The sequence below is a fragment of the Kitasatospora sp. NEAU-69 genome (assembly GCF_057158765.1).
This window is the reverse complement of sequence record NZ_JBWXUE010000002.1, coordinates 308,228-329,626: the sequence shown is the minus strand read 5'-3', so window position 1 is coordinate 329,626 and position 21,399 is coordinate 308,228. Positions and strand designations below refer to the sequence as shown.

Below are 21,399 nucleotides of genomic sequence, written 5' to 3'. Positions count from 1 at the left end.
AGCCCGGCTCAGCCGTCGCGCCGCGTCGGCTCCTCCGACCGGCCGGGCCTGGCCGGCCGCAGCGCCCGCTCCAGATCGCCGAGCGCCTCCAGCAACAACCGCGCACCGGAGCGGACCACGTCCAGCTGGTCGCCGGGCCGGTGCGCCAGCGCCAGCCCGGCGTCCTCCTCCAGCTGCTCCTCCCAGGCCGCGTGCACGGCGCGCAGCGGGCGGAAGTCGGCCGGCTGCCCGGTGATCACGGCGGCGCCGGCCGCCGCCGTCGCCTCGCCCAGCTGCCGGCCGAACTCCGCCGCGCCCGGCACCGGCTCGGCCTGACGGCCCGGCAGATGCGCCTCCATCAGCAGCGAGATCCGGGAGAACGATCCGAGCGCGACCCGGGCCCGCTCCAGCTGGCGGCGGCTCAGCTGCGGTGAGTGCACCGCGTGCCGCACCGGCTCGGCAGCCGCCCGGTCCATCGCCTGCAGGAACTCCGCGCGGGCCTCGCGCGAGTCCAGCAGCGCCTCGCGCACCTCCCGCGAGTCCCGCGAGTCCCGTGAGTCGTGCCCGGTCCGCGGCTCCCGGTCGGCCGGCCGGCCGTAGCCGATCAGCACGGCGGCGGCGTAGCGGCCGATCGCGGCGATCCACTCGGCGGTCCGCTCGGGCAGCCGGGCGGTCTCCCAGGTCGGGAAGAGCGCGTAGCCGAGCAGCGCGACGGCCCCGCCGAGCAGCGTCATCAGGATCCGCTCCCAGCCGGTCTCCAGCGCATGGCCGGGCACCAGGCCGAGCAGGAAGACGACGTAGGCCGAGACGCAGGTGGTGGTCACCGCGTAGCCGGTGCCGATCGTGAGGTAGGCGCCGCCGATGCAGAGCACCGCCAGCGCGCAGGCCACCCACTGCCCCGGCTGCAGCAGTTCGACCACCGCGGTCGCGATCACCACGCCGACCAGCGTGCCGGCCACCCGGGCGACGCCCCGGCTGAAGGTCTGGCCGAAGTCCGGGCGGATCACCATCGCGGCGGTCAGCGCGGCCCAGTAGCTGTGGTGCAGGCCGGTCAGCTTCGCCAGCAGGTACGCCGTGGTGACCACCCCGGCCAGCCGCACCGCGTGGTGCAGCACCGGCGAGTCGGCCCGCAGCTGGCGCTGCGCGGTGCGCAGCGCGATCGGCAGCATCCGGGCCAGGCCGGGCCGCACCAGCACGCCGCCCTGGCCGACCACCGGATTGCTCAGGGTGGACTCGCCGGACCGGTCGAGGTTGCCGGCCGCGTGCCCGAGCAGCACGGTCAGCCGGCGGGCGGCGCGCAGCGCGGCGCCGTGCAGCACCGGGCCGCCCGGCGCGACCAGCGCGGCGGGCGCCGAGGCCGGGTAGCTGATCGGATCACCGGTGCGGATCGCCCGGGCCAGCGCGTCCAGCAGCTGCGCCGCACCGGCCAGCAGCTCGCGGGCCCGGTCCCGCTCGGGGCCCTCGGCGGCGGCGCCGATCTGCGGGTCGGCGACGGCCGCCAGGGTCGGCCGGATCCGCTCGGCGATGCCGCGCAGTCCGCGCAGCTCGCGCGGGCGCCGCCGATGCTGCCAGGCCGTCAGCTCGGCGGCGTGCCGGGCGGTCATCAGCGGGTCGGGGTCCACGGTCGCGTACGGATCGTGCCGCAGCCGGCGCGCGTAGTCGGCCAGCGAGGCGTAGGCGTCGGCCAGCGCGTCCCGCTGGGCACCCCAGTTCTTGATCGGCCAGAGCGCGATCAGCAGCGCCTGCGCGGCGCCGCCGACGGCGCAGAGCAGCGCGTGGCCGAGCGCCGTCGCCACGCTGACGGGCAGTTGGACCACCACGAGCATGGCGGTCAGCGTGTTCGTCGCGACCACCCCGGCGGTCGGGCCGAGTGCCCAGGCCAGCCCGGCCGCGAACGCCCAGGCTGCCAGCAGCACCGGGAAGAGGCCCGGCACCGAGACGGCGAGGTAGCCCAGGAAGGTGCTGACGCCCAGTCCGATGCCGGCCGCCACGGCCAGTGAGGGGCGCGGCCGGAAACTGCGCTGGAACGTCGCGATGCCCGCGATGAAGGCGCCCATCGCGGCCGAGGTGGCCGCCCGGGGCCCGGCCAGCGCGAGCACCGGGAAGAGCACCAGCGCCACCGCCGCCGCCCCGCGCACCGCCCGCCGCGGCTCGCCCAGCGTCCGCTCGAACCGCAGCCCGGCCTGGCCGGTGTGGCGGAGCGCGGCGAGCCAGGGCATGACCGCAGTCTAGGCGGGCGTGGTCGGCTCGGCCCGGTCTCTCGGCTCGCCCGGACCCGCGCCCGGTACCCGCCGCAGCAGCCGCCCCGGCACCCGGCCGACCCAGAGCAGCGCGGCGGTCGGCAGGAAGACCGCGTCCGCGGTGACCATCGCGAGCGAGAAGATCGGCAGGCCCAGCAGCACCGCGATCGCCAGGTGCTCGGTGATCATCAGCGCCAGCAGCACGTTCTTCAGCCGCCGGTTGACGAGCGTGAACGGGAACGCGACCTGCATGATCACGGTCCCGTACGAGAAGAGGAAGACCAGCAGCGAGCTCGCGCCGAGCAGGTCGGACAGCGCCGGCCAGGGCGTGAAGTAGTCCAGGTGCAGCGGATAGTAGAGCGCGCTGCCGTCCTGCCAGTGCGAGCCCTGGATCTTGTACCAGCCGGCCGTCGCGTAGACCAGCACCACCTGCACCGCGATCACCAGCATCGCGCAGTGGTGCAGCATGCTCGTCATCGCGTCCAGCACCGCGCGGGTCTCGCTCCGCGGCCACCAGCGGTTGACCGCGTACCGGATCCCGGCGACGCCCCAGGCCGCCCAGAAGAAGGACGCCCAGTCCAGGTAGGGCCAGTCCGGCCCGCTCCAGCCGACCTTGCCGGCCAGCTGGGCCCAGAGCAGCAGCGCGCCGAGCAGCAGCCAGAGCAGCACCCCGGCCGGGCCGTCCGGGCGCCCGCGCCGGCGGCGCCGGGCGTCCAGCGACCAGACCTCACCGCAGCGGGTGAAGGCCAGGTAGATCGCCATCAGGTGGACCAGGTTGTCGCCGCCGTCGCCGACCAGCACATTGCGGTTCTGCACCGAGAGCACGGCCAGCAGGAAGAGCACCGAGCTGAGCCTGGTGCGCCAGCCGAGCAGCAGCAGCACCCCGGCCACCACCGCGAGCGCGTAGCCGCCCTCGAACCACCAGCGGCCGTCGTTCCAGACCAGCAGCGTGAACGCGTGGGTCTGCCCGATCAGCCCGTCCGCCAGCTGCAGGCTCCACGGCGAGCGGTCGCCGTACAGCACCCGGCGGTTGGGCCACTCGCGCAGCAGGAAGACGGTGAAGACGAGCGAGAAGCCGATCCGCACCACGGCGGCCTGGTAGCGGGCCATCGGCGCACCGGTGAACCGTACGAAGCCGAGCACCAGCAGGTCCGCGGCGCGGCCGACCGGATCCCGGCGGGCCGGACCGCCGGCCGGCGGCGGGCCGGCGGCGACGGCGGACCGGGCGGGCTCCGGCCCGCTCTGCCGCGGGATGCCCGCGAGCAGCCGGTCGCTCTCCCGGCCGGTCACCTCCCGGGGATCCCCGCCCGGCTCCGCGCCCGGCTCCAGGTCCGTTCCCCGGTCCGTCCCCCGGCCCATCCCGCGGTCCGTCTGCCGGCCCGTCTCCTGGCTGTTCATCACAACCCCCGGAAGTCCGCGTCGCTCACCGGCCACCACGGCAGCTGACGGTACTGCGGCTTGCTGGACCAGGTGTCGCTGCTCCAGGACGGCGGCGCCACCGCCGCGCTGCCCGAGCGCAGCTCGATCGCGGTGACCGGATCGCCGTCCAGGTCGCGGCCGATCCGCTGCAGCGCGATCCGCTTGAGGTACTCGACGGCGAGCGGGCCGCGCGAGCCGTTCGCACTCTCGTCGCTGTTGTGCGTGCTGTCGTAGAAGTCCCAGGCCCGGCGCAGCAGGTTCTGGTCCACGTGGCTGGGCACCGGGTTGTCCCGGATCGCGGCGATGTCCTGCGCGGTCAGCGCGACCCAGTCACCGGTGGTCCGCTCGGTGCGGACCCGCGCGTCGACGGTGATGTTCATGAGCAGCGGGTCCGGCGCGAAGAGCTTCCAGTTCTGCTCGAACTCGGGGTAGACGACGCCGTTCAACTGCCGCTGGTAGGTGCGGGAGAGCGTGTTCTCCGGAGCGACCTGGAGGAAGACCGCGCCGAGGAAGACCACGGTGCAGGTGAGCAGGCCGACGCCCGCCGTCGCCAGCACCGCGAGCGCCGGCGTCGACCAGACCCGCTCGCCGTCCGGCCCGGAGCCGTCCGGTCGCCCGCCGTCGGGTTCCGGACCGGCCGGCCCGGGGCCGTCCGGTTTCGGGACACCGTCGTCCACCATTGCGCGTCTCCCCCTGGTCTTCCCTCGTCCGGTCGCGGGCCCGGCGTTCGGCCGGCGCTCGGCCGGCCCGGCGGCTCAGAGCACGTAGGCCTCGGCGCCCGAGCTGCTCACCATCGGCCGGCCCGCCTGCTCCCAGGCGAACATCCCGCCATCCACGTTGAACGCCTCCCGGCCCTGCTGCACCAGGTACTGGACGACCTGCGCGGACCGGCCGCCGACCCGGCAGAGCACGTACAGCGGAGCGTCCGGCACCTCGTCGTACCGGCTGGTGAACTCGCCGATCGGGATGTGCAGCGCACCCTCGACGTGGCCGGCGTCCCACTCGTCCTGCTCGCGCACGTCGAGCAGCACCGCGTCGGCGGGGACGGCCTGGGCCTGGGCGGTGGGGATCTGCTGGAACATGCTCGGGCTCTCCTGCCGATGCGAGGGATGATTCGGGGTCTGGCCATTGTCCACGGATCGCGCGCCGGACGGGCCGGCATCGCCTGGGCCGGGCCCCAGCAACCGCTCCAGCTCGGCCTGCCGCGCCGCCGCCTCGGCGAGCAACTGGTCGGCCAGCTCGGCCAGCAGCCGGTCCGGGTCCTGCGGGTCGAGGCGCAGCAGCGAGCCCATCGCGGTCGACTCCAGCCGCACCAGCTCGGTGGCCAGTTCGCCGATCCGGGCGTTCAGCCAGGTCAGCCGCCGGTTCAGCCAGTCCGCGCGGTCCGGCGTGCTCGGCTCGGGGGCCGCCTCGGGTGCGGTGGACCACTCCTCGGTCAGCGCGTGCAGCGCTGCCGCGTCGCCGCGTGCGTACGCCTCATTGGCCCGGGCGATGAAGGCGGACCGGCGCTGCTGCTCGGCCTGGTCGGTGCTCAGGTCGGGGTGCGCACGGCGGGCCAGCTCACGGTAGAGGCGCTGCGCCTCCTTGTCCGGGCGGACCCGGCGGGCCTCCTGCCGGCCACGGCCCGAGTCGGACCCGGCGTCACTCGACTCCGCGCCGTCCGACCCCGCGCCGTCCGAACCACCTGCGGACGCCCCGGCACCGGGCGCCGCGGCCGCCTGCGCCGCGCGCTGCTCCGCCTCCCGGATGCTCGCGAAGAGCCCGTCCAGATCCGGCAGCTCCTCCACCAGGCGGCGCGCCTCGGCAGCCCGGCGGACGTCCTCGGCCGAGCCGCTGCCGGCCGCCTTCGCCTCGGCGACCAGGGCCTCCAGCTCGTCGAGCCGGGCGTAGAGCGGGCCGAGCCGCTCGTGGTGGATCAGCGCGAAGTTGTCGATCTCGACCTGCAGGGTCGCCACATCGACGTCCAGCGTCAGCCAGGCCAGCTCGGCCGCGGCGACCCGTTCCTCCAGCCACTGAAGCTCCGGGTCGGTCCACCGGACGGGGCTCTGTGCGGTCACCTGCTCGCCTCGCTCATCCACGCTCGTCCACGCTCGTCCACCTGTCTCGGAGCCGGGCTCCCGTCGTCGGGGCGGTCCTTGGGCTCGGCCCGAGCCTACCCGGGGGCCCCACCGCCTCCGGGAGGTGCGGCAGCGACGAAATCCGGCCAACAAAGTTGTGGACAGGGCGTGCGGAACGGCGCACGCTGGGTGACACGCAACTGATCCTGACGAATCTGACGGTTTGGGTACCGGTCGCTGCCCGGTCCGTGCTTCGCTTGAGCGACACGCGAGCAACACGGCAGGCAGCAGCCGACCAGGCGGGAGCGAATCGAACCCCATGGCGGACGACCCGAACTCCAGCACAACGGCCAGCCCGACGGACCAGCCCCTGTCGCTGGGCACCGTCGAGCCGCCCGGCCACGCCGAGGAGGCCGACCAGCCCTCCGGCGTGGTGGCCATGGTGCGGCTGGCCGCCGTCCTGGTCGATTCGGACGGCCGGATCGCGCTGTGGAACCGTGCGGCCGAGGAGCTCTTCGGCCACCGCACCGAGACCGTCCAGGGCCGCACCGCCCGCGGCCTGCTGCCCGCCTTCGAGCCGAGGACGCCGAACGAGCCGCCCGGCGCACCGCTGCGCCGCTCGGACGCCTTCGACGCACTCGGCGACCTCACCCGGCTCACCGCCTGGGCCGGCCTGATGCCGGTCACCGACCGCGAGGAGCGCGACCGCTCAGTGCTCTGGTGGGCCTATCCGGTGATCGAACCGGACGGCGGCCGCAGCCTGCTCGCGCTGGCGGCCGACGCCCGGCCGCTGCGCGCGGCCGGCCCGCGGATCGCGATCGGCCGCCGGCTGCTGCCCTACTCCGCCGCCGCCGACCCGCAGGGCGGTTTCCACCGGATCGCCGCCACGCTCGCACCGGCCGGCCCGAACGGGACCGCCGGCCTCGCCACCCTGCTGCCGCGCGCCGGCGCCGCCCGCCGCCGCGCGCTGCTGCGCCGGATCGCCACCGCGGGCGTCCCGGCACTCTGGCTGGACGCGGGCACCCGGCTCCCGGTGATCCCGTACGAGCCCGCGACCGCCGCCGCCCAGCCCGCCGCCGCGCTCGGCCGCCGCTACCCGACCGCCCAGCAGCGCTCGGCCGCCGCCGGCAACGGCGGCGGCCCGGCCGTCGCCTCAGCCGGACCGCTGAACGGGCGGTATCCGCTGGCCGGCAGCCGGGGGAGAGGCGTGCCGGAGCAGCGCGGCGACCAGCGACCGGCCGCACCCAACGCCCCGGCCACCCCCACCACCTCGGCCACCCCGGCCGCCCCGAGCACCGCGCCCGCCGCACCCCCGGGAGCCACCGTGGTCACCGACCAGCCCGTGCCGCCGCTCTCCGCGAACGGCTCGGCGAACGGCTCGGCGCAGAGCCCGGCGGACGGCGGCACCCGCCCCACCGTCCCGCTCGCCGACCAGCTGGTCCCGCTGATCACCAGCGGGCAGGCCGGCGAGCAGCTGGCGCTGCTCAACGAGGTCGGCGGCAAGGTCGGCACCACGCTGGACCTGGACACCACCGCCCGAGAGCTCTGCCAGGTGCTGGTCCCCCGGGTCGCCGACTTCGCCTGCGTGGACCTGCTCGACCGGCTGATCTCGGACGCCGAGCTGCCCGAGGAGCAGCCGGACGACGACACCATGCTGCGCCGGGTGGCCCGCGCCTACAACGCCGCCTCCGGCAACTGGGGCCACGTGCTGGAGGAGGGCGCGCTGCTCGCGATGCCGCGCAGCACCCCGCCGGGGATGGCCCTGCAGCGCAACCAGGCGGTCCTGGTGCCGGTGGTCGGCGAGGACATCGCGGTGGACTACGCCGCCTCGCTCGGCGGCGGCCCCAGCCTGGTCCCGGTGGTGGCCGGCCGCTCGATGCTGGCGCTGCCGCTCTCCGCGCGCGGCACTGTGCTGGGCATCCTGAAGCTGCTCCGGCTGCCCGACCGGGCGCCGTTCGACCAGTCGGACGCCGCCACCCTGCTGGAGCTGGCGGCCCGCGCCGCGCTCTCGCTGGACAACGCCCGGCTGCACCGCGCCGAGGCCAAGGTGGCCACCACGCTGCAGCGCTCGATGATCCCGACCCGCCCGCCGCAGATCCCGGGCGTGCAGATCGCGCACCGCTACATGCCCGGCGACCGGCGGGCCGAGGTCGGCGGCGACTGGTTCGACGCGATCCAGCTGCCCGGCAGCCGGGTCGCCCTGGTGGTCGGCGACGTGATGGGCCACGGCCTGCACTCGGCCGCCGCGATGGGCCGCTTCCGCACCGCGATGCAGACCCTGGCCGCACTCGACCTGCCGCCGGGTCAGCTGCTGCGGCACCTGGACAACCTCGCCCAGAAACTCGGCGACGACCACCTGGCGACCTGCCTGTACGCGGTCTACGACCCGATCAACCGGACCTGCGAGCTGGCCAGCGCCGGCCACGTGCCGCCGGTGCTGGTGCACCCGGACGGCACCGGCGAGCTGCTGGAGATCCCGGCCGGCGCGCCGATCGGGGTCGGCGGGGTGCCGTTCGTCGCGAAGAAGATCGACGTGGTGGACGGCTCGATGCTGGTGATGTGCACCGACGGACTGGTCGAGGTGCGCGGCGGCGACATAGGAGCCGGCCTGGCGGCGCTCTGCGGGAACCTGATCGATCCCAAGCAGACGCCCGACGAGGCCTGCGACACGGTGCTCGACCGGCTGCACACCGAGGACCGCAAGGACGACGTGGCCCTGCTGGTCGCCCGCTTCGACGGGGTGGCCGAGACCGAGGTGGCCACCTGGACGCTCGCGGTGGACCGGGCCGAGGTCCGCCGGGCCCGCCAGCTGGTCCGCGACCAGCTCACCGCCTGGCGGCTCGGCGCGCTCAGCGACACCACCGAGCTGCTGGTCAGCGAGCTGGTCACGAACGCGGTCCGGGTCGCCCGGGACTACGTCCAGCTCCAGCTGATCCGGGTGGACAAGCTGCTCGTCGAGGTCAGCGACGACAACCACAACCTGCCCTCGCTGGAGCCCGCCGAGTCGATGGACGAGTGCGGCCGCGGCCTGCACCTGGTCAGCAAGCTCGCCGAGCGCTGGGGCACCGCCCGCAAGGCGGTCGGCAAGGTGGTCTGGTTCGAACAGCCGCTGCCGCGCGGCTGACTCGCCCTAGGGCCTGCCTGACAAGGCCCTAGGCGATCCGGTGCCGGTCGGCGCCGAACAGGCTCGCGGCGCCGACCCCGGCCAGCACCCTCGGCCAGTAGCTGCCGAAGACCTCGACGGCGGCCGCGATCAGCACCGCCACGATCAGCGCCGCGACGTGCTCGAAGCCGGCCAGGTTCGGCAGCACGACGGCCTCGCCGACCATGACGGCGAAGACCGCGGCGCCGGTGACCCAGGCCCGGGTCTTCCAGGCGACGCAGAGCGCGAGCGCGACCACGGCCGCCGACGGACCGGTGTCGCGCATGTGCGCGACCTTCGCCGGCAGCCCGAGCAGGTGGTCGGGACCGATCTCCAGGCCCACCCGCGCGTAGATCGTGCCGGCCAGCGTGCAGGCGTAGGCGATGAACAGCGTCAGCTTGCGGCCCAGCACGATCTCGGCGATCCCGAAGACCAGCAGCACCTGTGCCAGCGCCCCCCAGACCGGCAGGTCGAGCGCCGGCACGTAGAGCGAGAGAGGGGTGCGCAGCAGTGAGACGTCCAGCGGCAGCGCGGCCTTGACCACACCGATCCGGTTGACGAACTGCTCACCGCCCGGCAGGTGCTGAACAATGCTGAAGAGCAGAATCAGGAAGGTCGCACCGAGTGCGAGCGGAATGGACGCGAAACGCCTGCGGACCAGGTGGTCCCGTACGGTGCCGAACAGCGTGCCCCACTCGGCGACGACGGCGCGGCGCGCCGGCGCCGTCCACCCCCATCGCTCGTCCCCCGTGCGGGTGCTCTCGTCCACGACTGCCTCTCTCGTCCTTCTGCTGCGGATCAATGGTCCGGTTGCTTTCCGGCCGACGCCCCCGTAGGCCCGCCCGGGCTTCGTCCTGAGATCCAGCCTAGGCAATTGGTCCCCGATCCGACTCCGCCTATTCGGCGGTTTCCCACTCATCCTCAAGTGGGATACAGCGCTTTTCCATATCGGGGACATACCCCGCTGGAGAGTGAGTTGTGCCTCAGTGGGAACCCTGAGACTCCATCAGGGTGATTGGTCCCCTCCGCCCCCCGGCGGAGGGCTACCCCTTCCCGCCACGCTCCGCCGCCGGCTGCCCGGGAGTCGCCGGCGGGGCGACCGAACGGGAATGCCGACGACGGAACAGGGCGGGCAGACTCGGTGCGGTGATGAAGCCCTCCGCACGGGCGCTCGCGATGCCGATCCGCGGGATCTCGCTGCTCTTCTCGAACAGCAGGTAGCGCGGCTCCCAGATCGGCCGGTACTTGGCGTTCGCCCGGTACAGCGACTCGATCTGCCACCAGCGGGAGAAGAAGCCGAGCACCGCGCGCCACAGCCGCAGCACCGGGCCGGCCCCGAGCCGCGAGCCGCGCTCGAAGACCGAGCGGAACATCGCGAAGTTCAGCGAGACCCGCTCCAGCCCGACCTCGGCGGTGCCCTTCTCCAGCAGCTGGATCACCATGAACTCGATCAGGCCGTTCTCGCTGTCCCGGTCCCGGCGCATCAGGTCGAGCGAGAGGCCCTTGGGACCCCACGGGACGAAGCTGAGCAGCGCGCGCAGCTCACCGCCGCCGTCATGGCACTCCAGCATCACGCAGCGCCCGTCGGCCGGGTCGCCGAGCCGGCCCAGCGCCATCGAGAAGCCGCGCTCGGTCTGGCCGTCCCGCCAGCGGTCCGCCTTGGCCAGCAGATCGGCCATCTCCGCCTCGGGGATGTCCTCGTGCCGCCGGATCCGGACCGTGTAGCCGGCCCGCTTGACCCGGTTGTACGCCTGCCGGACCGCCCGCATCGCGCGGCCGTCCATCGAGAACTCGTCCAGCTCGACGATCGCCTCGTCGCCCAGCTCCAGCGCGTCCAGGCCGTGCCGGGCGTAGATCACCCCGGCCTCCTCGGAGGCACCCATCACGGCCGGCGCCCAGGCGTGCGTGTGCGCCTCGGCCAGCCACTGCTCGATCGCGCCCGGCCAGGCCTCCGGGTCGCCGATCGGGTCGCCGGAGGCCAGCGAGACACCGCCGACCACCCGGTAGGCGACCGCCGCCTTGCCGGACGGCGAGAAGATCACCGCCTTGTCCCGGCGGGTCGCGAAGTAGCCGAGCGAGTCCCGGTCGCCCTGACGCTCCAGCAGGTCGCGCAGCTGCGCCTCGTCCTGCTCGGAGAGCAGCTCCTTGCCGCGCGGGCTGCGGAATGCCACGTAGAGCACCAGCAGGAAGAGCACCGCGCCCATCGCGTTGATGAAGGCGTTCAGCCAGCTCGGGACGTCGATCACGTCCATCAGCCGCTCGGACGGGCTGACCGTGATCATCCGGCCGACCGCGTAGCGGAACCGGTCGCCGAACCCGGAGCCGGAGAGCGTGTTGTAGAAGCCGACCAGCACCGCGCCGACCAGCCCGCCGAAGAGCAGGCCGCCGAAGAAGGTGACCACCGCCATCTTCGGGTTGGACCGGTCGCCCTTGGACGTGAACTCCTTGCGCCCGACCACCAGGCAGAGCACGAAGAGGCCGGTCAGCGCGGCGGAGAAGTAGTTGAAGACGTGGTGGTCGTAGCCGTCGCCGCCCGGCACGGCGAGCGCCAGCACGTAGACCAGGAAGACCAGACCGCCCAGCACGAAGTTGAAGATCCAGGCCGCCCGCTTGCGGCGGCGCATCGCAACTGCCAGGAAGAGCGAGAGCACCGCCGCGGCCAGGCCCGACGTGACCAGGTAGGGCGTGAAGAACTCGCCCTCGTTGTGGTGGCGGACCGTGTTGCGGAACGGCTCCACCAGCACCGCGACCACGTTGAGCAGGGCGACCAGCCGCAGGTACCAGACCGTGCCGGTGGCAGCGTGGGGCCGCAGCCTGGCGAGCGGGCCACTGCTGGGCGTGGCAGCCGGCGCGGGCTGCTTGGTGGTCGACACAGGTCAATTCCAAACGATCAGTCCGGGCGGCGCATCCGCAGTGCCGGAAGGAGCGTCCTCAATCGTGGCCCACCCAGGATGAGAATCGCGTGAACCGGTCAGCCGATTCCAACCCCGCCGTTCGGCGGGGGTGCCACCCTGTTTTGGCCCTAGGCTCATCCCCGGGGTAGCGAGAGTGAGGAGGCATCGTGACAGCGATCCGTGTGCTGATCGTGGACGACGAGCTGTTGGTCCGCTCGGGCCTGGGGCTGATCGTCGGCTCGGCCCCCGACCTGGAGATGGTCGGCGGCTGCTCCGGCGCCGAGGCGGAGGAGCTCGTCCAGCGGTTGAAGCCGCACGTGGTGCTGCTGGACATCCGGATGCCCGACCTGGACGGCATCTCGGTGCTGCGCAAGCTGCGGGCGCTGCCCGACCCGCCGGCCGTCTCGATGCTGACCACCTTCGACACCGACGAGTACATCGGCACCGCGCTGCGGGCCGGCGCGGCCGGCTTCCTGCTCAAGGACACCGCGCCCGACCAGCTGGTGCACGCGGTGCGGATCCTGGCGGCCGGCGGCAGCATGCTCTCGCCGGCGGTCACCCGGACCGTGATCGGCGGCTACGTGGAGGGCGGCGGCCCCGACTCGACCGCACTCGGCCTGGTCCGCACGCTGACCGGGCGCGAGCTGGACGTGCTGGCGCTGCTCGGCGAGGGGCTGGCGAACGCGGAGATCGCCGACCGGCTCTTCCTCGGCACCGGCACGGTCAAGGACCACATCAGCGCGATCCTCGGCAAGCTCGGCGCCACCAACCGGGTGCAGGCCGCCGTGATCGCCCACCGGGCCGGGCTCGTCCGGCCCCCGCAGCAGTGAGCGGCGACGGCGCGGCCGGCGCCAGAGCCCGGGTGGTGCACTGGCTCACGCTGCTGCTGCCGGTGCTGATATCCCTGCTGGAGAGCTGGCTGCTGGACCACAACACGGCCTGGTGGAAGACCGGCCTGAACTGCCTCGCGGCGGCCGGCCTGCTGCTGCGCGGACGCAGTCCGATGCTGTCGATGCTGTGCGCACTGCCCGGCACCTTCTTCACCGACAGCTGGCTGGCCTCGATGACCGCGCTCTACTCGGTGGCCGCCGACCGGCGCCGGCTGCTGCTGCCGGTGCTCTGCGCGACCGCCTTCGGCGCGGCCGACTACTTCACCTGGTCGGTCAGCGAGCCGAACTCCGGCATCAACCCGTTCGCGCTCAACCAGACCGACGGGCTGGCGCTGATGCAGTCGCTGCTGCTGGGCACCGCGCCGGTCGCGCTCGGACTGCTGGCCCGCACCCGGCGGGAGCTGACGCTGCGGCTGGACCAGCTGACCCGGGGCCGGGAGCGCGAGGCCCGGCTGCTCGCCGAACGGGTGCTCGCCACCGAGCGGACCCGGCTCGCCCGGGAGATGCACGACGTGGTCTCGCACCAGGTCAGCCTGATCAGCGTGCAGGCCGGCGGCCTGCAGGTCTCCACCACCGACCCGACGGCCGCGCAGACCGCGCAGACCATCCGCGAACTGTCGGTGCGCACGCTGCAGGAGCTGCGGCAGATGGTCGGCGTGCTGCGCGCGGCCGGCGCGGGCCGGGAGCCGCAGCACCCGCTCACCCCGCAGCCGCAGCTGGCCGACCTGCCCCGGCTGATCGAGGAGAGCGGCCTGCCCACCGAGGCCGAGCTGGCCCCGGGCCCCCGGGAATGGCCGGAAGCCGTGCAGCGGGCCGCCTACCGGACCGTGCAGGAGGCGTTGACGAACATCCGCAAGCACGCACCGGGCGCCCAGGTCCGGGTCCGGCTCACCGTTCGCGGCGAGCGGCTGCTGGTGGACGTCCAGAACGGGCCTGCGCCACGGCGCCCGGACGGCCGGGAGCCGGCCGGGCTGCCCGGCGGCGGGCACGGGCTGGTCGGCCTGCGCGAGCGGGCCCAGCTGCTCGGCGGCTCGATGACGGCCGGGCCGACCCCCGACCAGGGCTTCGCGGTGCACAGCGAACTGCCGGCGCAGGACGCCGTGCCGGGCTCGCGAACGCGGCCGGAGTCGGAATCGGTGGAGGCCGCGCTGCTGGCCCACGGTCTGTCGGCCGGGCGGGATTAGCTCCGCCGAGCGGGTGAATAGCGGGTGGCGCAACCGTCTGCGCGGGGCCCGACGACGAAGAGTAAGCCGAGGAACACTTTCGGCCAGGAATGGTCGGTCGTGATCCTGCGTGACCTGTTCGCTCCCGCAAGGAAACGGAGAAGACCATGAAGGACTTCCGCAGGGCCCTCGTGCTGGCCTGCGCTGCCGGTGCCCTGGTGCTGGGCGGGGCCGGTGCCGCCGCTGCCGACGCCACCGCCACCGGCGTGGCGGTCGGCTCGCCCGGCGTGCTGTCCGGCAACGTGATCCAGATCCCGATTCACATCCCGATCAACGTCTGCGGCAACAGCATCGGCGTCGTCAGCATTGCGAACCCGGCGTTCGGGAACACCTGCATCAACGCCTGATCTGCTCCACTCCCGGCCGGTCCCGCAAGCCAGCGGGGTCGGCCGCTTTGCTGCCCTCCCACGTCCCCCCACGCGCTCCCCCCAGCTCCCGCCCCCGCCTTTTTCCCCCTACCCCCCACCCCCTACCGCGCAGCGCTCAGCCGCAGCTGGCGCAGCGTCCACCCCCGCCCCGCCGGGTCCAGCGGCCGGGTGGCGCTCGCGAACACCTCCGCCGCCCGGCGGTAGGAGAGCCGCCCGCGCCCCGTCAGCGGGCACCGGTCGCGAGCCGGTGTGCCGGCCGGCGCCCGGCGGTCGGTCAGCAGCAGCGGCCCGCCCGCGCGGCTCACCAGCAGCAGCGGCAGCAGCCGGGCACTGCCCGCGCCCCAGTGCAGCCCGGCCGCCCGCCCCCGGCCATGCCGTCCCGAGACGTCGATGTCATCGACGTCCAGCGCCAGCAGCCGCTCGATCGGCGCCCCGGACTCGTACAGCAGGTGCCAGCAGACCTGGTCCCGCAGCGGCGCCGCCAGCGACAGCACCGCCCGCACCTCGGCCGGCCCGAGCGCCCGGTACCGATCGGGCTGCGAGCCATCGGCGCTCGGCACCGGCCACGCCCTGCCCGGCACCGGATCGCCGGTCAGCCAGCCCCGCGCCCGCCACCAGGCGAGCGCCCCGCGCAGCGCGGAGAGCTCGCGCCGCACCGTCCGCTCGCCCGCCACCGCCGTCCGCTCGGCCACCGCGGCGCGTAGCCGGTCGGCCGCGCGCGGGTCGTCCAGCAGCGCGAGCGGCAACACCGGTGGCGCCGCCCGCCGCCGCTCGGCCCCCTGCGGCGGGGTGCGCCCGGCGAGCGCCCACGCCCAGGTCACCAGCGCGATCCGATAGATCCTGCGCGATCCCTCGGTCAGCTCGGCGGCCGCCAGATACCGCTCGACGGCGACCGCGTATTCCACCGGCTCGCATTCTTCCCGCAGTAAATCAGACATCCCCGCTCCCCTGTTGTGCGCAGCTCAGCAGCTGTTTACTGCGCTCTTTCGACGGTAGCCGGAAATTGATATCAAGTCACTCATGTTTTTTCCGGGAAAGCCTTGCCCGGCGGCGCCGGAGACCGGCAGGCTGCTGCTCATGACGACCGCTCCGCGCGACCGCCAGGGGTCGGTGCGTGCCCTGGTGCCGCATTCCCCGTTATGGCGCGACCGGAATTTCCGATTCTTCTTCCCCGGCTTTGCCACCTCGGTGCTCGGCTCCTCGATGGCCCCGGTGGCCCTGGCCTTCGCGGTGCTGGACTCGGGCGCCGGCAGCACCGGACTCGGGCTGGTGATGACCGCCCGAATCGTGCCGCTGGTCCTGCTGCTGCTGATCGGCGGCGTCGGCGCGGACCTGCTGGGCAGTCGCCGGGTGATGCTCGCCGCCGACCTGGCCCGCTGCCTGGCCCAGGGCGCCTTCGCGGCCGTGCTGCTCGGCGGCCGGCCGCCGCTCTGGGTGCCGCTGGTGCTGGTCGCGGTGCTCGGCGCCGGGGAGGCCGTGTTCAGCCCGGCGCTCGCCGCACTGGTGCCGCGGATCGCCCCGGGGGATCAGCTGATGAGGGCCAACTCACTCCTGGGACTGGCCCGTTCGACCAGTACGGTGGCCGGTCCGGCGATCGCCGGGCTGCTCTGCGCCACCGCCGGCCCGGCGCTCGTGCTGGCCCTGGACGCGGCCAGCTACGCGGTCAGCGTGCTGACCCTCGCCCGGATCTCGGTGGCCCTGCCCGCACCCGCCCAGCAGCCCGGCTTCGTGCACCAACTACGCGAGGGCTGGCAGGAGTTCAGATCCCGCCAGTGGCTCTGGGCCAGCTCGCTGTACGGCTGCCTGTTCAACTTCCTGACCTGGGCGCCGTTCCTCGTGCTCGGCCCGGCCGTCGCGCAGCAGCGGCTCGGCGGGGCGTGGGCCTGGGGCCTGGTGCTGGTGGTGGAGGGTGCGGGCGCGGTGGCCGGCGGACTGCTGCTGCTCGGCGGGCGCCGGCCCCGCCGGCCGCTGCTGGTCTCCACCGTCGCGATGCTCGGCTTCGCGATGCCTTCGGCTGCGCTGGCGAGCGGCGCCGGGCTGCCGTGGATCTGCGGCGGAGCGGCGCTGGCCGGGCTCGCCTCGGCGGTCTCCGGCACGCTCTACGACACGGTCACCCAGCGCGAGATCCCAGCCGGAGTACGGGCCCGGATCTCCGCGTACAACACCCTCGGTGCCTTCGCACTCGGCCCGCTCGGGCTGGCCGCCGCCGGGCCGGTCTCCGCACTGGTCGGCGGTCCGGCACTGCTCGGGTTCGGCGCGCTCTGGCTGCTCGTCAGTACGGCGGCGATGCTGACGCTGCGCTCGGTGCGCCGGCGCTGACGGCTCCCCGATGCCCGACGGGCCGTCAGCCGGGCAGCTGGATCCGCAGTCCGGCCTGGTCCGCGCCGCGCAGCTCCAGCGCGGCGGTCACCTCCGGCGACAGCGGGCGCAGCCCGAGCAGACCGGCGGTGAGCAGCGCGGTGCTGCGGTGCCAGACACGGGAACGGCGCACCATCGCGTGGTCCGCCCCGGCGACCTCGAAGCCGGCCACCGCCGCGCCCGCGGCCCTGGCCCGGGCCGCGAACCGCCGGGTGTCGGCGGGATCGGTCACCCGGTCACGGTCACCGTGCAGCGTCAGCAGGGTGCGCCCGGCCAGCTGTTCGCACGGGTCCTGCGGCGGGCACCACGGGGCCAGCGCGACCACACCGGTGACGGTCGGGTGCCCGGCCGCCCGCAGCGCGGCCCGCCCGCCCATCGAGTGGCCGACCAGCACCACCGGCACCGGCCCGAACCGCTCTGCGACGGCCGCGAGCGCCGACGCGCCGTCCCTGGCGGCGTCCGCCCGTTCGCCGTTCCATCCCCGGTAGCGGTAGCGGACCAGCCCGACGGCCACGCCGGCCCCGGCCGTGCTCCGGACCAGCGGCCGGACGAAGCCGCGCATCCGCACCGAGGCCAGTTGCCACGGCCGGGCCGGCGCCATGCTGTGCTCCTGCCCGCCGTGCAGCACCAGCACCACCGCCTGCACCCGCTCGGGCCGCACCCGCCAGTCCACCACCGCGGCACCTCCTGTCACCTGTCCCGCCGCCCGCTCCGACCGGACCGGCCCCGAAACCCATTCTCCCCGCCCCGACCCGCAGCCCCCGCCCCCACACACCCCACCCACCCCCCGACAACACGCACCCTCCGCCCGCAACCACCACCCACACCTCCCGGACGGCTGTCGCTGCCCCGCGACGTCCCCCTCGCCCGCAGCCCCCGAACCACTCCCTCCACCCCCACACACGCCGAAGGCCGGCCGGAGCGACGCAAGTCGCTCCGGCCGGCCTTCGGCAGCCGCTTCTACCGGCTCCGGCATCAGCCCCGGGCGGTCCGACGGCGCGCGGCGAACGTGATGCCCACGCCGGCGGCCAGCACCACGGCGCCACCGATCGCATAGCCAACGACGTTGCCCGCGCCGGTGAAGGCCAGCTCCTGCCCGGTGGCAGCACCGCTGCGGCTCGCCGTCGCGGACGGCGTGGCCGCGCCGGTGGTCGCGGCGGCCGCGACAGCCGACGCCGTGGCCGACGGAGCAACCGAGGCGCTCGCCACCGGGCTGGTGACCGGGGCGGCACTGGTGGCGGGCGCAGCGCTGGCGGTCGGCGCGGCGCTGGTGACCGGCGCAGCGGCGACGGCCTTCACCGCGAAGCTGCCGACCGCGTCGCTGAACGGCCTGTCGTACGAGCTGTTGGAGTAGACCCGGTACCGGCTGTGCAGCTTGACCTGGGTGTCCTTCAGCGCGGCGTCCGCCTTGAAGGTCAGCTTCAGCGTGGTGTCACCGGTGGCCAGCCCCTCGCAGGTCACCAGCGACGGGCCGTCCCCGGCGCCCTGCACGTGCTGGTAGGAAACCGGCACCGTCTTGCACTTCGCGCCGTTGTCCGCCGTCGCCGCGATCAGGTCGAGGCCGGCCGGCAGCGCGATCTCGGTCTTCTGGTCCGGGTTCCAGGTCTGGCCGGCCACGCCGTCCTCGGCGAAGATCTGCACGTCGGGGTTGTCGGCCGCGTGCACCTTGACGGTCTGCACCACGGTCTGGCCGGCCGAGAAGTCGGTCAGCTGGAAGGTGCTCGTCCCCTGCGCCGCCCGGTCCTTCGACTCGACCTCGAAGAGCTCGCTGCTGCTCTGGAAGGCCTTCCCGGCCTTCTGGTCGGCCTCGACCTGGGCGAGGGTCTGGTCCTGCTGCGGTACCAGCGTCTGGGTGAGCTCGACGTGCTCCGCGTCCGGCGCGTTCGCCCCGAACTGCACCGTCACATCGGCCCGGGCCGCTGTCTGGCCGGTGGGCGGGCCGGGCGGCATCATCGAACCGGCCTTGTTGCTCACCTCGCACAGGAACGCCGCCGCCTGAGCCGGCGCAGTGCCCGGCACGGCCGGAGTGCACTTGCTGTTCGGGAAGCTCAGCGAGACGCCGGTCGGCAGCGCCGTGCCGTCGCTGCCGACGGTCTTGACGGTCACCAGCACATTGGCATCGATATCGGCACCGGCGGCCCCGTTGACCCAGATCGCGAAGTCCTCGGAAGATCCGGGTGCCACCGTGACGTCCTGGTGCCCGACGTCGTAAGTCCCCCAGGGCCCCAGCTTGAGGCTGCCGAAGTCGTCGGCGTAGGCGGCCGGACCGGCCGCCAGCGACAGAGAAGCGAGACCGAGGACAGCGGCACCGAGGGCCGCCGTACGCGTGAGATTCACAGAACCGTCCTGCCTGCGCTGCGGCCATCTGCGGCCGCGTCAGCCCGAAGGCGGTCCCCCCGGAGCGCGGATCACCTTATCCGTGCACGACGGGCGCACGACCGGCGCGAATCAACTGTTCCCATTCCGTTATCGAATTCCAGTTTGTTTCCTCACCCCCCGAAGTGGTCGCATATTCGACGATCTATCGACAATCCCATTCATCACCACTCACAAACCGGTCAATTGTGATCACTACTCAGCCCTGGCCCGGCATGACCCCGACAGCTCCCTAGGCTGTCGGTATCGGAACCATCACGCGGGAGGTCAGGGTGTCCGGAGTCGACGACGCGCTCAGAGCGGCGATGGCCATCGAGGGGGCGCTCGGCGCCGCCCTGGTCGACGTGGGGAGCGGGATGGCGCTCGGCACCCTGGGCCACGCGCCCGACCTCGACCTCACGCTGGCCGCCGCCGGGAGCACCGACGTGGTCCGGGCCACGCTGCGCTCGGTCGAGCTACAGGGGCGGCCCGGCGAGCAGATGGAGGACATCCTGGCCACCCTCACCCACCAGTACCACCTGATCCGGCCGCTCACCGGGACGACCGGGCAGGGCCTCTTCCTCTTCCTGGTGCTGGACCGGTCCCGGGCCAACCTCGCGATGGCCCGCCATCACACCCGCAGGATCGAGAGCGAACTGATGGTCTGACCGCTCCCGCAGCGCAGCACTCAGCACAGGACTCAGAACAGCGCCTTCGCCAGCTCCGAGCCGGCGAACGCCGCACCCAGCCCGGCCGCCAGCGAGACCGTCACGTTCGCCACCGCGTACAGCCGGGCACCGGTCTCGGCCAGGCGCAGCGTCTCGTAGCTGAACGTCGAGTACGTGGTCAGCGCTCCGCAGAAGCCGGTGCCGATCAGCAGTTGCAGTTGTGAGCTCGCCGCCCCGGCCAGCACCGCGCCGGTCACCAGGCCCAGCACCAGCGAGCCGAACGCGTTCACCGCGAAGGTCCCCCACGGGAAGACCGAGTCGTGCCGGGCCTGCACCGCCCGGTCGGTCAGCCAGCGCAACGGCGCACCCACCACCGCCCCCACGCCGACCAGCAGATACCCGTTCACCGTCGGCCCTCTCCATCAGCACCATCGGCACCATCGGCGCCGCCCGCTCCGAAGTCGACGATCTCGACCTCGTCCAGGGTCACCAGCCCGGTCCCCCGCACCAGCTCCGCCAGCCGCGGCAGGAAGGCCCGCACCCGTTCGGGCGCGTCCACGATCACCACCGCCACCGGCAGGTCCTCGCTCAGCGACAGCAACCGCACCGAGTGCACCACCGCACCCACCCCGAAGCCCTCCACCCCGCGGAAGACCGAGGCCCCCGCCAGCCCGGCGGCGTGCGCCCGGTGCACGATCTCGGCCGCCAGCGGGCGGTGGTGCCAGACGTCGGTGTCGCCGACGTAGACGGTCAGCCGCAGCGCAGGCCTCGTGCCGGTCATCGCAGCAGCCCCGCCCGGCGCAGCACCAGCCGCGCCGCCCAGGCCCCGGCCGTGACCGCCACCATCGCGGCCAGCAGGGTGACCGCCAGATAACCGAGTGCGGTGCCGGCGTGGCCGCCGGAGATCAGCTTCTGCGCGTCCACGCAGTAGGTGGAGAAGGTGGTGAAGCCACCGAGCACGCCGGTGCCGAAGAACGGCCGGATCAGCCGGTGCGCCGGGCGCCCCTCGGTGATCACCACCAGGAAGACCCCGATCACCAGGCAGCCGAGCGCGTTGATCAGCAGCGTGGTTGCGGGGAACGTGCCGGCCGACGTCGGCCAGAGCCGGCCCATCCCGTACCGGGCCTCGGCACCGATCACGCCGCCGACCGCGATCACCGCCAGCACGTCGTACGTGCCGCGCAGCCGCACCCGCTCGCTCGGCGGCGCGGCGACCGGTTCGGTCCTCGTCTCCATCCGCCCAACCTACCGCCGGACCGGACCGGCACCGGTTGAAGATGTGCCGCCGCGAGGCGATGCTGGTCAGGTGACCGCGATGTTCGACGAGGAGCTGCGCGAGCAGCTGGCACTGGCCCGCGACGCCTTGGCGAAGGCGCGCGCCGAGGGCGACCTGGACGGCGTCCAGGCGTATCAGGGCCGGATCTCCGGGCTGCTCCGGATGGCCGAGAAGCACGGGATCACCATCGCGCACAGCCCGGGGGAGGAATCCGGCGAAGGCTGACGCCGCACCACTTCCGCAGGGCCGCACCACTTCCGCAGCGCCGCACCACTTCCGCAAGAAAGCAAGGCAGGGAAACAAGTGAGGCCGGTTGCCCCGACTTTCGTCGATGCAACCGGCCTCAGCTGGTGCGCGAGGGGGGAGTTGAACCCCCACGCCCTTTCGGGCACTGGAACCTGAATCCAGCGCGTCTGCCTATTCCGCCACCCGCGCAAGGTGGTGTAGAAGATGCTAACCGATCGCTCGGACGAGATCGAACCGGTTTGGACCCGCTTCGCTTCTCACCCGACCGGCTTCGGCTCCCTTTC

At 73.7% G+C, this 21,399-nt stretch carries 19 protein-coding genes and 1 tRNA gene; 7 read left to right on the top strand and 13 right to left on the bottom strand.

Annotated features, from left to right (window positions below; all coding sequences use genetic code 11):
* Window positions 1-8: 8 nt before the first annotated feature.
* The 4 genes from AC060L_RS03555 to AC060L_RS03540 all read right to left on the bottom strand — a co-directional run bounded on the left by AC060L_RS03555 (window position 9) and on the right by AC060L_RS03540 (window position 5,695).
* Window positions 9-2,198, bottom strand: a complete 2,190-nt coding sequence (locus AC060L_RS03555) for an FUSC family protein (protein ID WP_483796901.1) — start codon at window positions 2,196-2,198, stop codon at window positions 9-11.
* A 9-nt stretch (window positions 2,199-2,207) separates the two neighbouring features.
* Window positions 2,208-3,617, bottom strand: a complete 1,410-nt coding sequence (locus tag AC060L_RS03550) for an HTTM domain-containing protein (RefSeq protein WP_483796900.1) — start codon at window positions 3,615-3,617, stop codon at window positions 2,208-2,210.
* A complete protein-coding gene (locus AC060L_RS03545) occupies window positions 3,617-4,318 on the bottom strand; it encodes a DUF5819 family protein (protein ID WP_483796899.1) in 702 nt (233 codons plus the stop codon). Before AC060L_RS03545 ends, AC060L_RS03550 begins: the two co-directional genes overlap by 1 nt.
* Window positions 4,319-4,393: 75 nt before the next feature.
* Window positions 4,394-5,695 carry a rhodanese-like domain-containing protein gene (locus AC060L_RS03540; protein ID WP_483796898.1) on the bottom strand — a complete coding sequence of 434 codons (1,302 nt, stop codon included), beginning with the start codon at window positions 5,693-5,695 and terminating at the stop codon, window positions 4,394-4,396.
* Window positions 5,696-6,014: 319 nt separating this feature from the next.
* Here AC060L_RS03540 and AC060L_RS03535 point away from each other — a divergent pair, with 319 nt between their 5' ends.
* On the top strand, window positions 6,015-8,819 hold the full coding sequence (locus tag AC060L_RS03535) for an ATP-binding SpoIIE family protein phosphatase (RefSeq protein ID WP_483796897.1): 2,805 nt from the start codon (window positions 6,015-6,017) through the stop codon (window positions 8,817-8,819).
* Window positions 8,820-8,847: 28 nt separating this feature from the next.
* On the opposite strand, the gene AC060L_RS03530 is transcribed toward AC060L_RS03535, so the two are convergent.
* Both AC060L_RS03530 and AC060L_RS03525 read right to left on the bottom strand, forming a co-directional pair.
* Complete coding sequence (locus AC060L_RS03530) at window positions 8,848-9,606, bottom strand: hypothetical protein (protein ID WP_483796896.1); 759 nt, start codon at window positions 9,604-9,606, stop codon at window positions 8,848-8,850.
* A gap of 274 nt (window positions 9,607-9,880) precedes the next feature.
* Window positions 9,881-11,710, bottom strand: a complete 1,830-nt coding sequence (locus tag AC060L_RS03525; protein ID WP_483796894.1) for a phosphatidylglycerol lysyltransferase domain-containing protein — start codon at window positions 11,708-11,710, stop codon at window positions 9,881-9,883.
* A gap of 188 nt (window positions 11,711-11,898) precedes the next feature.
* Between AC060L_RS03525 and AC060L_RS03520 the strand changes: the two genes are divergently transcribed.
* From AC060L_RS03520 to AC060L_RS03510, 3 genes are all read left to right on the top strand, one after another.
* Window positions 11,899-12,561, top strand: coding sequence for a response regulator (locus AC060L_RS03520; RefSeq protein ID WP_483796893.1), 663 nt, complete (start codon window positions 11,899-11,901; stop codon window positions 12,559-12,561).
* Complete coding sequence (locus tag AC060L_RS03515) at window positions 12,558-13,805, top strand: sensor histidine kinase (protein ID WP_483796892.1); 1,248 nt, start codon at window positions 12,558-12,560, stop codon at window positions 13,803-13,805. The genes AC060L_RS03520 and AC060L_RS03515 overlap by 4 nt, the downstream gene beginning before the upstream one ends.
* Window positions 13,806-13,951: 146 nt before the next feature.
* The gene (locus AC060L_RS03510; RefSeq protein ID WP_483796891.1) at window positions 13,952-14,191 is read left to right on the top strand and encodes a chaplin; all 240 of its coding nucleotides are present in this window, start codon (window positions 13,952-13,954) and stop codon (window positions 14,189-14,191) included.
* A gap of 122 nt (window positions 14,192-14,313) precedes the next feature.
* Here the strand turns inward: AC060L_RS03510 and AC060L_RS03505 are convergent, their stop codons facing one another.
* The gene (locus tag AC060L_RS03505; RefSeq protein WP_483796890.1) at window positions 14,314-15,150 is read right to left on the bottom strand and encodes a hypothetical protein; all 837 of its coding nucleotides are present in this window, start codon (window positions 15,148-15,150) and stop codon (window positions 14,314-14,316) included.
* A gap of 139 nt (window positions 15,151-15,289) precedes the next feature.
* On the opposite strand from AC060L_RS03505, the gene AC060L_RS03500 reads away from it, so the two are divergent.
* The gene (locus AC060L_RS03500; protein WP_483796889.1) at window positions 15,290-16,531 is read left to right on the top strand and encodes an MFS transporter; all 1,242 of its coding nucleotides are present in this window, start codon (window positions 15,290-15,292) and stop codon (window positions 16,529-16,531) included.
* A 25-nt stretch (window positions 16,532-16,556) separates the two neighbouring features.
* Here AC060L_RS03500 and AC060L_RS03495 read toward each other — a convergent pair whose 3' ends face one another.
* Together AC060L_RS03495 and AC060L_RS03490 are read right to left on the bottom strand one after the other, a co-directional pair.
* A complete protein-coding gene (locus tag AC060L_RS03495) occupies window positions 16,557-17,246 on the bottom strand; it encodes an alpha/beta hydrolase (RefSeq protein ID WP_483796888.1) in 690 nt (229 codons plus the stop codon).
* Window positions 17,247-17,545: 299 nt separating this feature from the next.
* Window positions 17,546-18,907 carry a hypothetical protein gene (locus AC060L_RS03490; RefSeq protein WP_483796887.1) on the bottom strand — a complete coding sequence of 454 codons (1,362 nt, stop codon included), beginning with the start codon at window positions 18,905-18,907 and terminating at the stop codon, window positions 17,546-17,548.
* Window positions 18,908-19,218: 311 nt separating this feature from the next.
* Between AC060L_RS03490 and AC060L_RS03485 the strand changes: the two genes are divergently transcribed.
* The gene (locus AC060L_RS03485) at window positions 19,219-19,593 is read left to right on the top strand and encodes a hypothetical protein (protein ID WP_483796886.1); all 375 of its coding nucleotides are present in this window, start codon (window positions 19,219-19,221) and stop codon (window positions 19,591-19,593) included.
* 32 nt (window positions 19,594-19,625) lie between these two features.
* On the opposite strand, the gene crcB (AC060L_RS03480) is transcribed toward AC060L_RS03485, so the two are convergent.
* The 3 genes from crcB (AC060L_RS03480) to crcB (AC060L_RS03470) are packed head-to-tail and all read right to left on the bottom strand — an operon-like array spanning window position 19,626 to window position 20,829.
* Window positions 19,626-20,000 carry a fluoride efflux transporter CrcB gene (gene crcB, locus AC060L_RS03480; protein ID WP_483796885.1) on the bottom strand — a complete coding sequence of 125 codons (375 nt, stop codon included), beginning with the start codon at window positions 19,998-20,000 and terminating at the stop codon, window positions 19,626-19,628.
* Window positions 19,997-20,374, bottom strand: a complete 378-nt coding sequence (locus AC060L_RS03475; protein WP_483796884.1) for a DUF190 domain-containing protein — start codon at window positions 20,372-20,374, stop codon at window positions 19,997-19,999. Before AC060L_RS03475 ends, crcB (AC060L_RS03480) begins: the two co-directional genes overlap by 4 nt.
* Window positions 20,371-20,829 carry a fluoride efflux transporter CrcB gene (gene crcB / locus AC060L_RS03470; protein WP_483796883.1) on the bottom strand — a complete coding sequence of 153 codons (459 nt, stop codon included), beginning with the start codon at window positions 20,827-20,829 and terminating at the stop codon, window positions 20,371-20,373. The genes AC060L_RS03475 and crcB (AC060L_RS03470) overlap by 4 nt, the downstream gene beginning before the upstream one ends.
* Before the next feature lie 70 nt (window positions 20,830-20,899).
* On the opposite strand from crcB (AC060L_RS03470), the gene AC060L_RS03465 reads away from it, so the two are divergent.
* The gene (locus AC060L_RS03465) at window positions 20,900-21,094 is read left to right on the top strand and encodes a hypothetical protein (RefSeq protein ID WP_483796882.1); all 195 of its coding nucleotides are present in this window, start codon (window positions 20,900-20,902) and stop codon (window positions 21,092-21,094) included.
* 123 nt (window positions 21,095-21,217) lie between these two features.
* Here AC060L_RS03465 and AC060L_RS03460 read toward each other — a convergent pair.
* Window positions 21,218-21,304, bottom strand: a tRNA-Leu gene (locus AC060L_RS03460).
* Window positions 21,305-21,399: the final 95 nt, after the last annotated feature.

Coding starts and splice junctions, on each gene's coding strand:
- AC060L_RS03555 (WP_483796901.1), bottom strand. CDS start 2,198: ATGCCCTGGCTCGCCGCGCTCCGCCACACCGGCCAGGCCGGGCTGCGG.
- AC060L_RS03550 (WP_483796900.1), bottom strand. CDS start 3,617: ATGAACAGCCAGGAGACGGGCCGGCAGACGGACCGCGGGATGGGCCGG.
- AC060L_RS03545 (WP_483796899.1), bottom strand. CDS start 4,318: ATGGTGGACGACGGTGTCCCGAAACCGGACGGCCCCGGGCCGGCCGGT.
- AC060L_RS03535 (WP_483796897.1), top strand. CDS start 6,015: ATGGCGGACGACCCGAACTCCAGCACAACGGCCAGCCCGACGGACCAG.
- AC060L_RS03510 (WP_483796891.1), top strand. CDS start 13,952: ATGAAGGACTTCCGCAGGGCCCTCGTGCTGGCCTGCGCTGCCGGTGCC.
- AC060L_RS03505 (WP_483796890.1), bottom strand. CDS start 15,150: ATGTCTGATTTACTGCGGGAAGAATGCGAGCCGGTGGAATACGCGGTC.
- AC060L_RS03500 (WP_483796889.1), top strand. CDS start 15,290: ATGACGACCGCTCCGCGCGACCGCCAGGGGTCGGTGCGTGCCCTGGTG.
- AC060L_RS03475 (WP_483796884.1), bottom strand. CDS start 20,374: ATGACCGGCACGAGGCCTGCGCTGCGGCTGACCGTCTACGTCGGCGAC.
- crcB (WP_483796883.1), bottom strand. CDS start 20,829: ATGGAGACGAGGACCGAACCGGTCGCCGCGCCGCCGAGCGAGCGGGTG.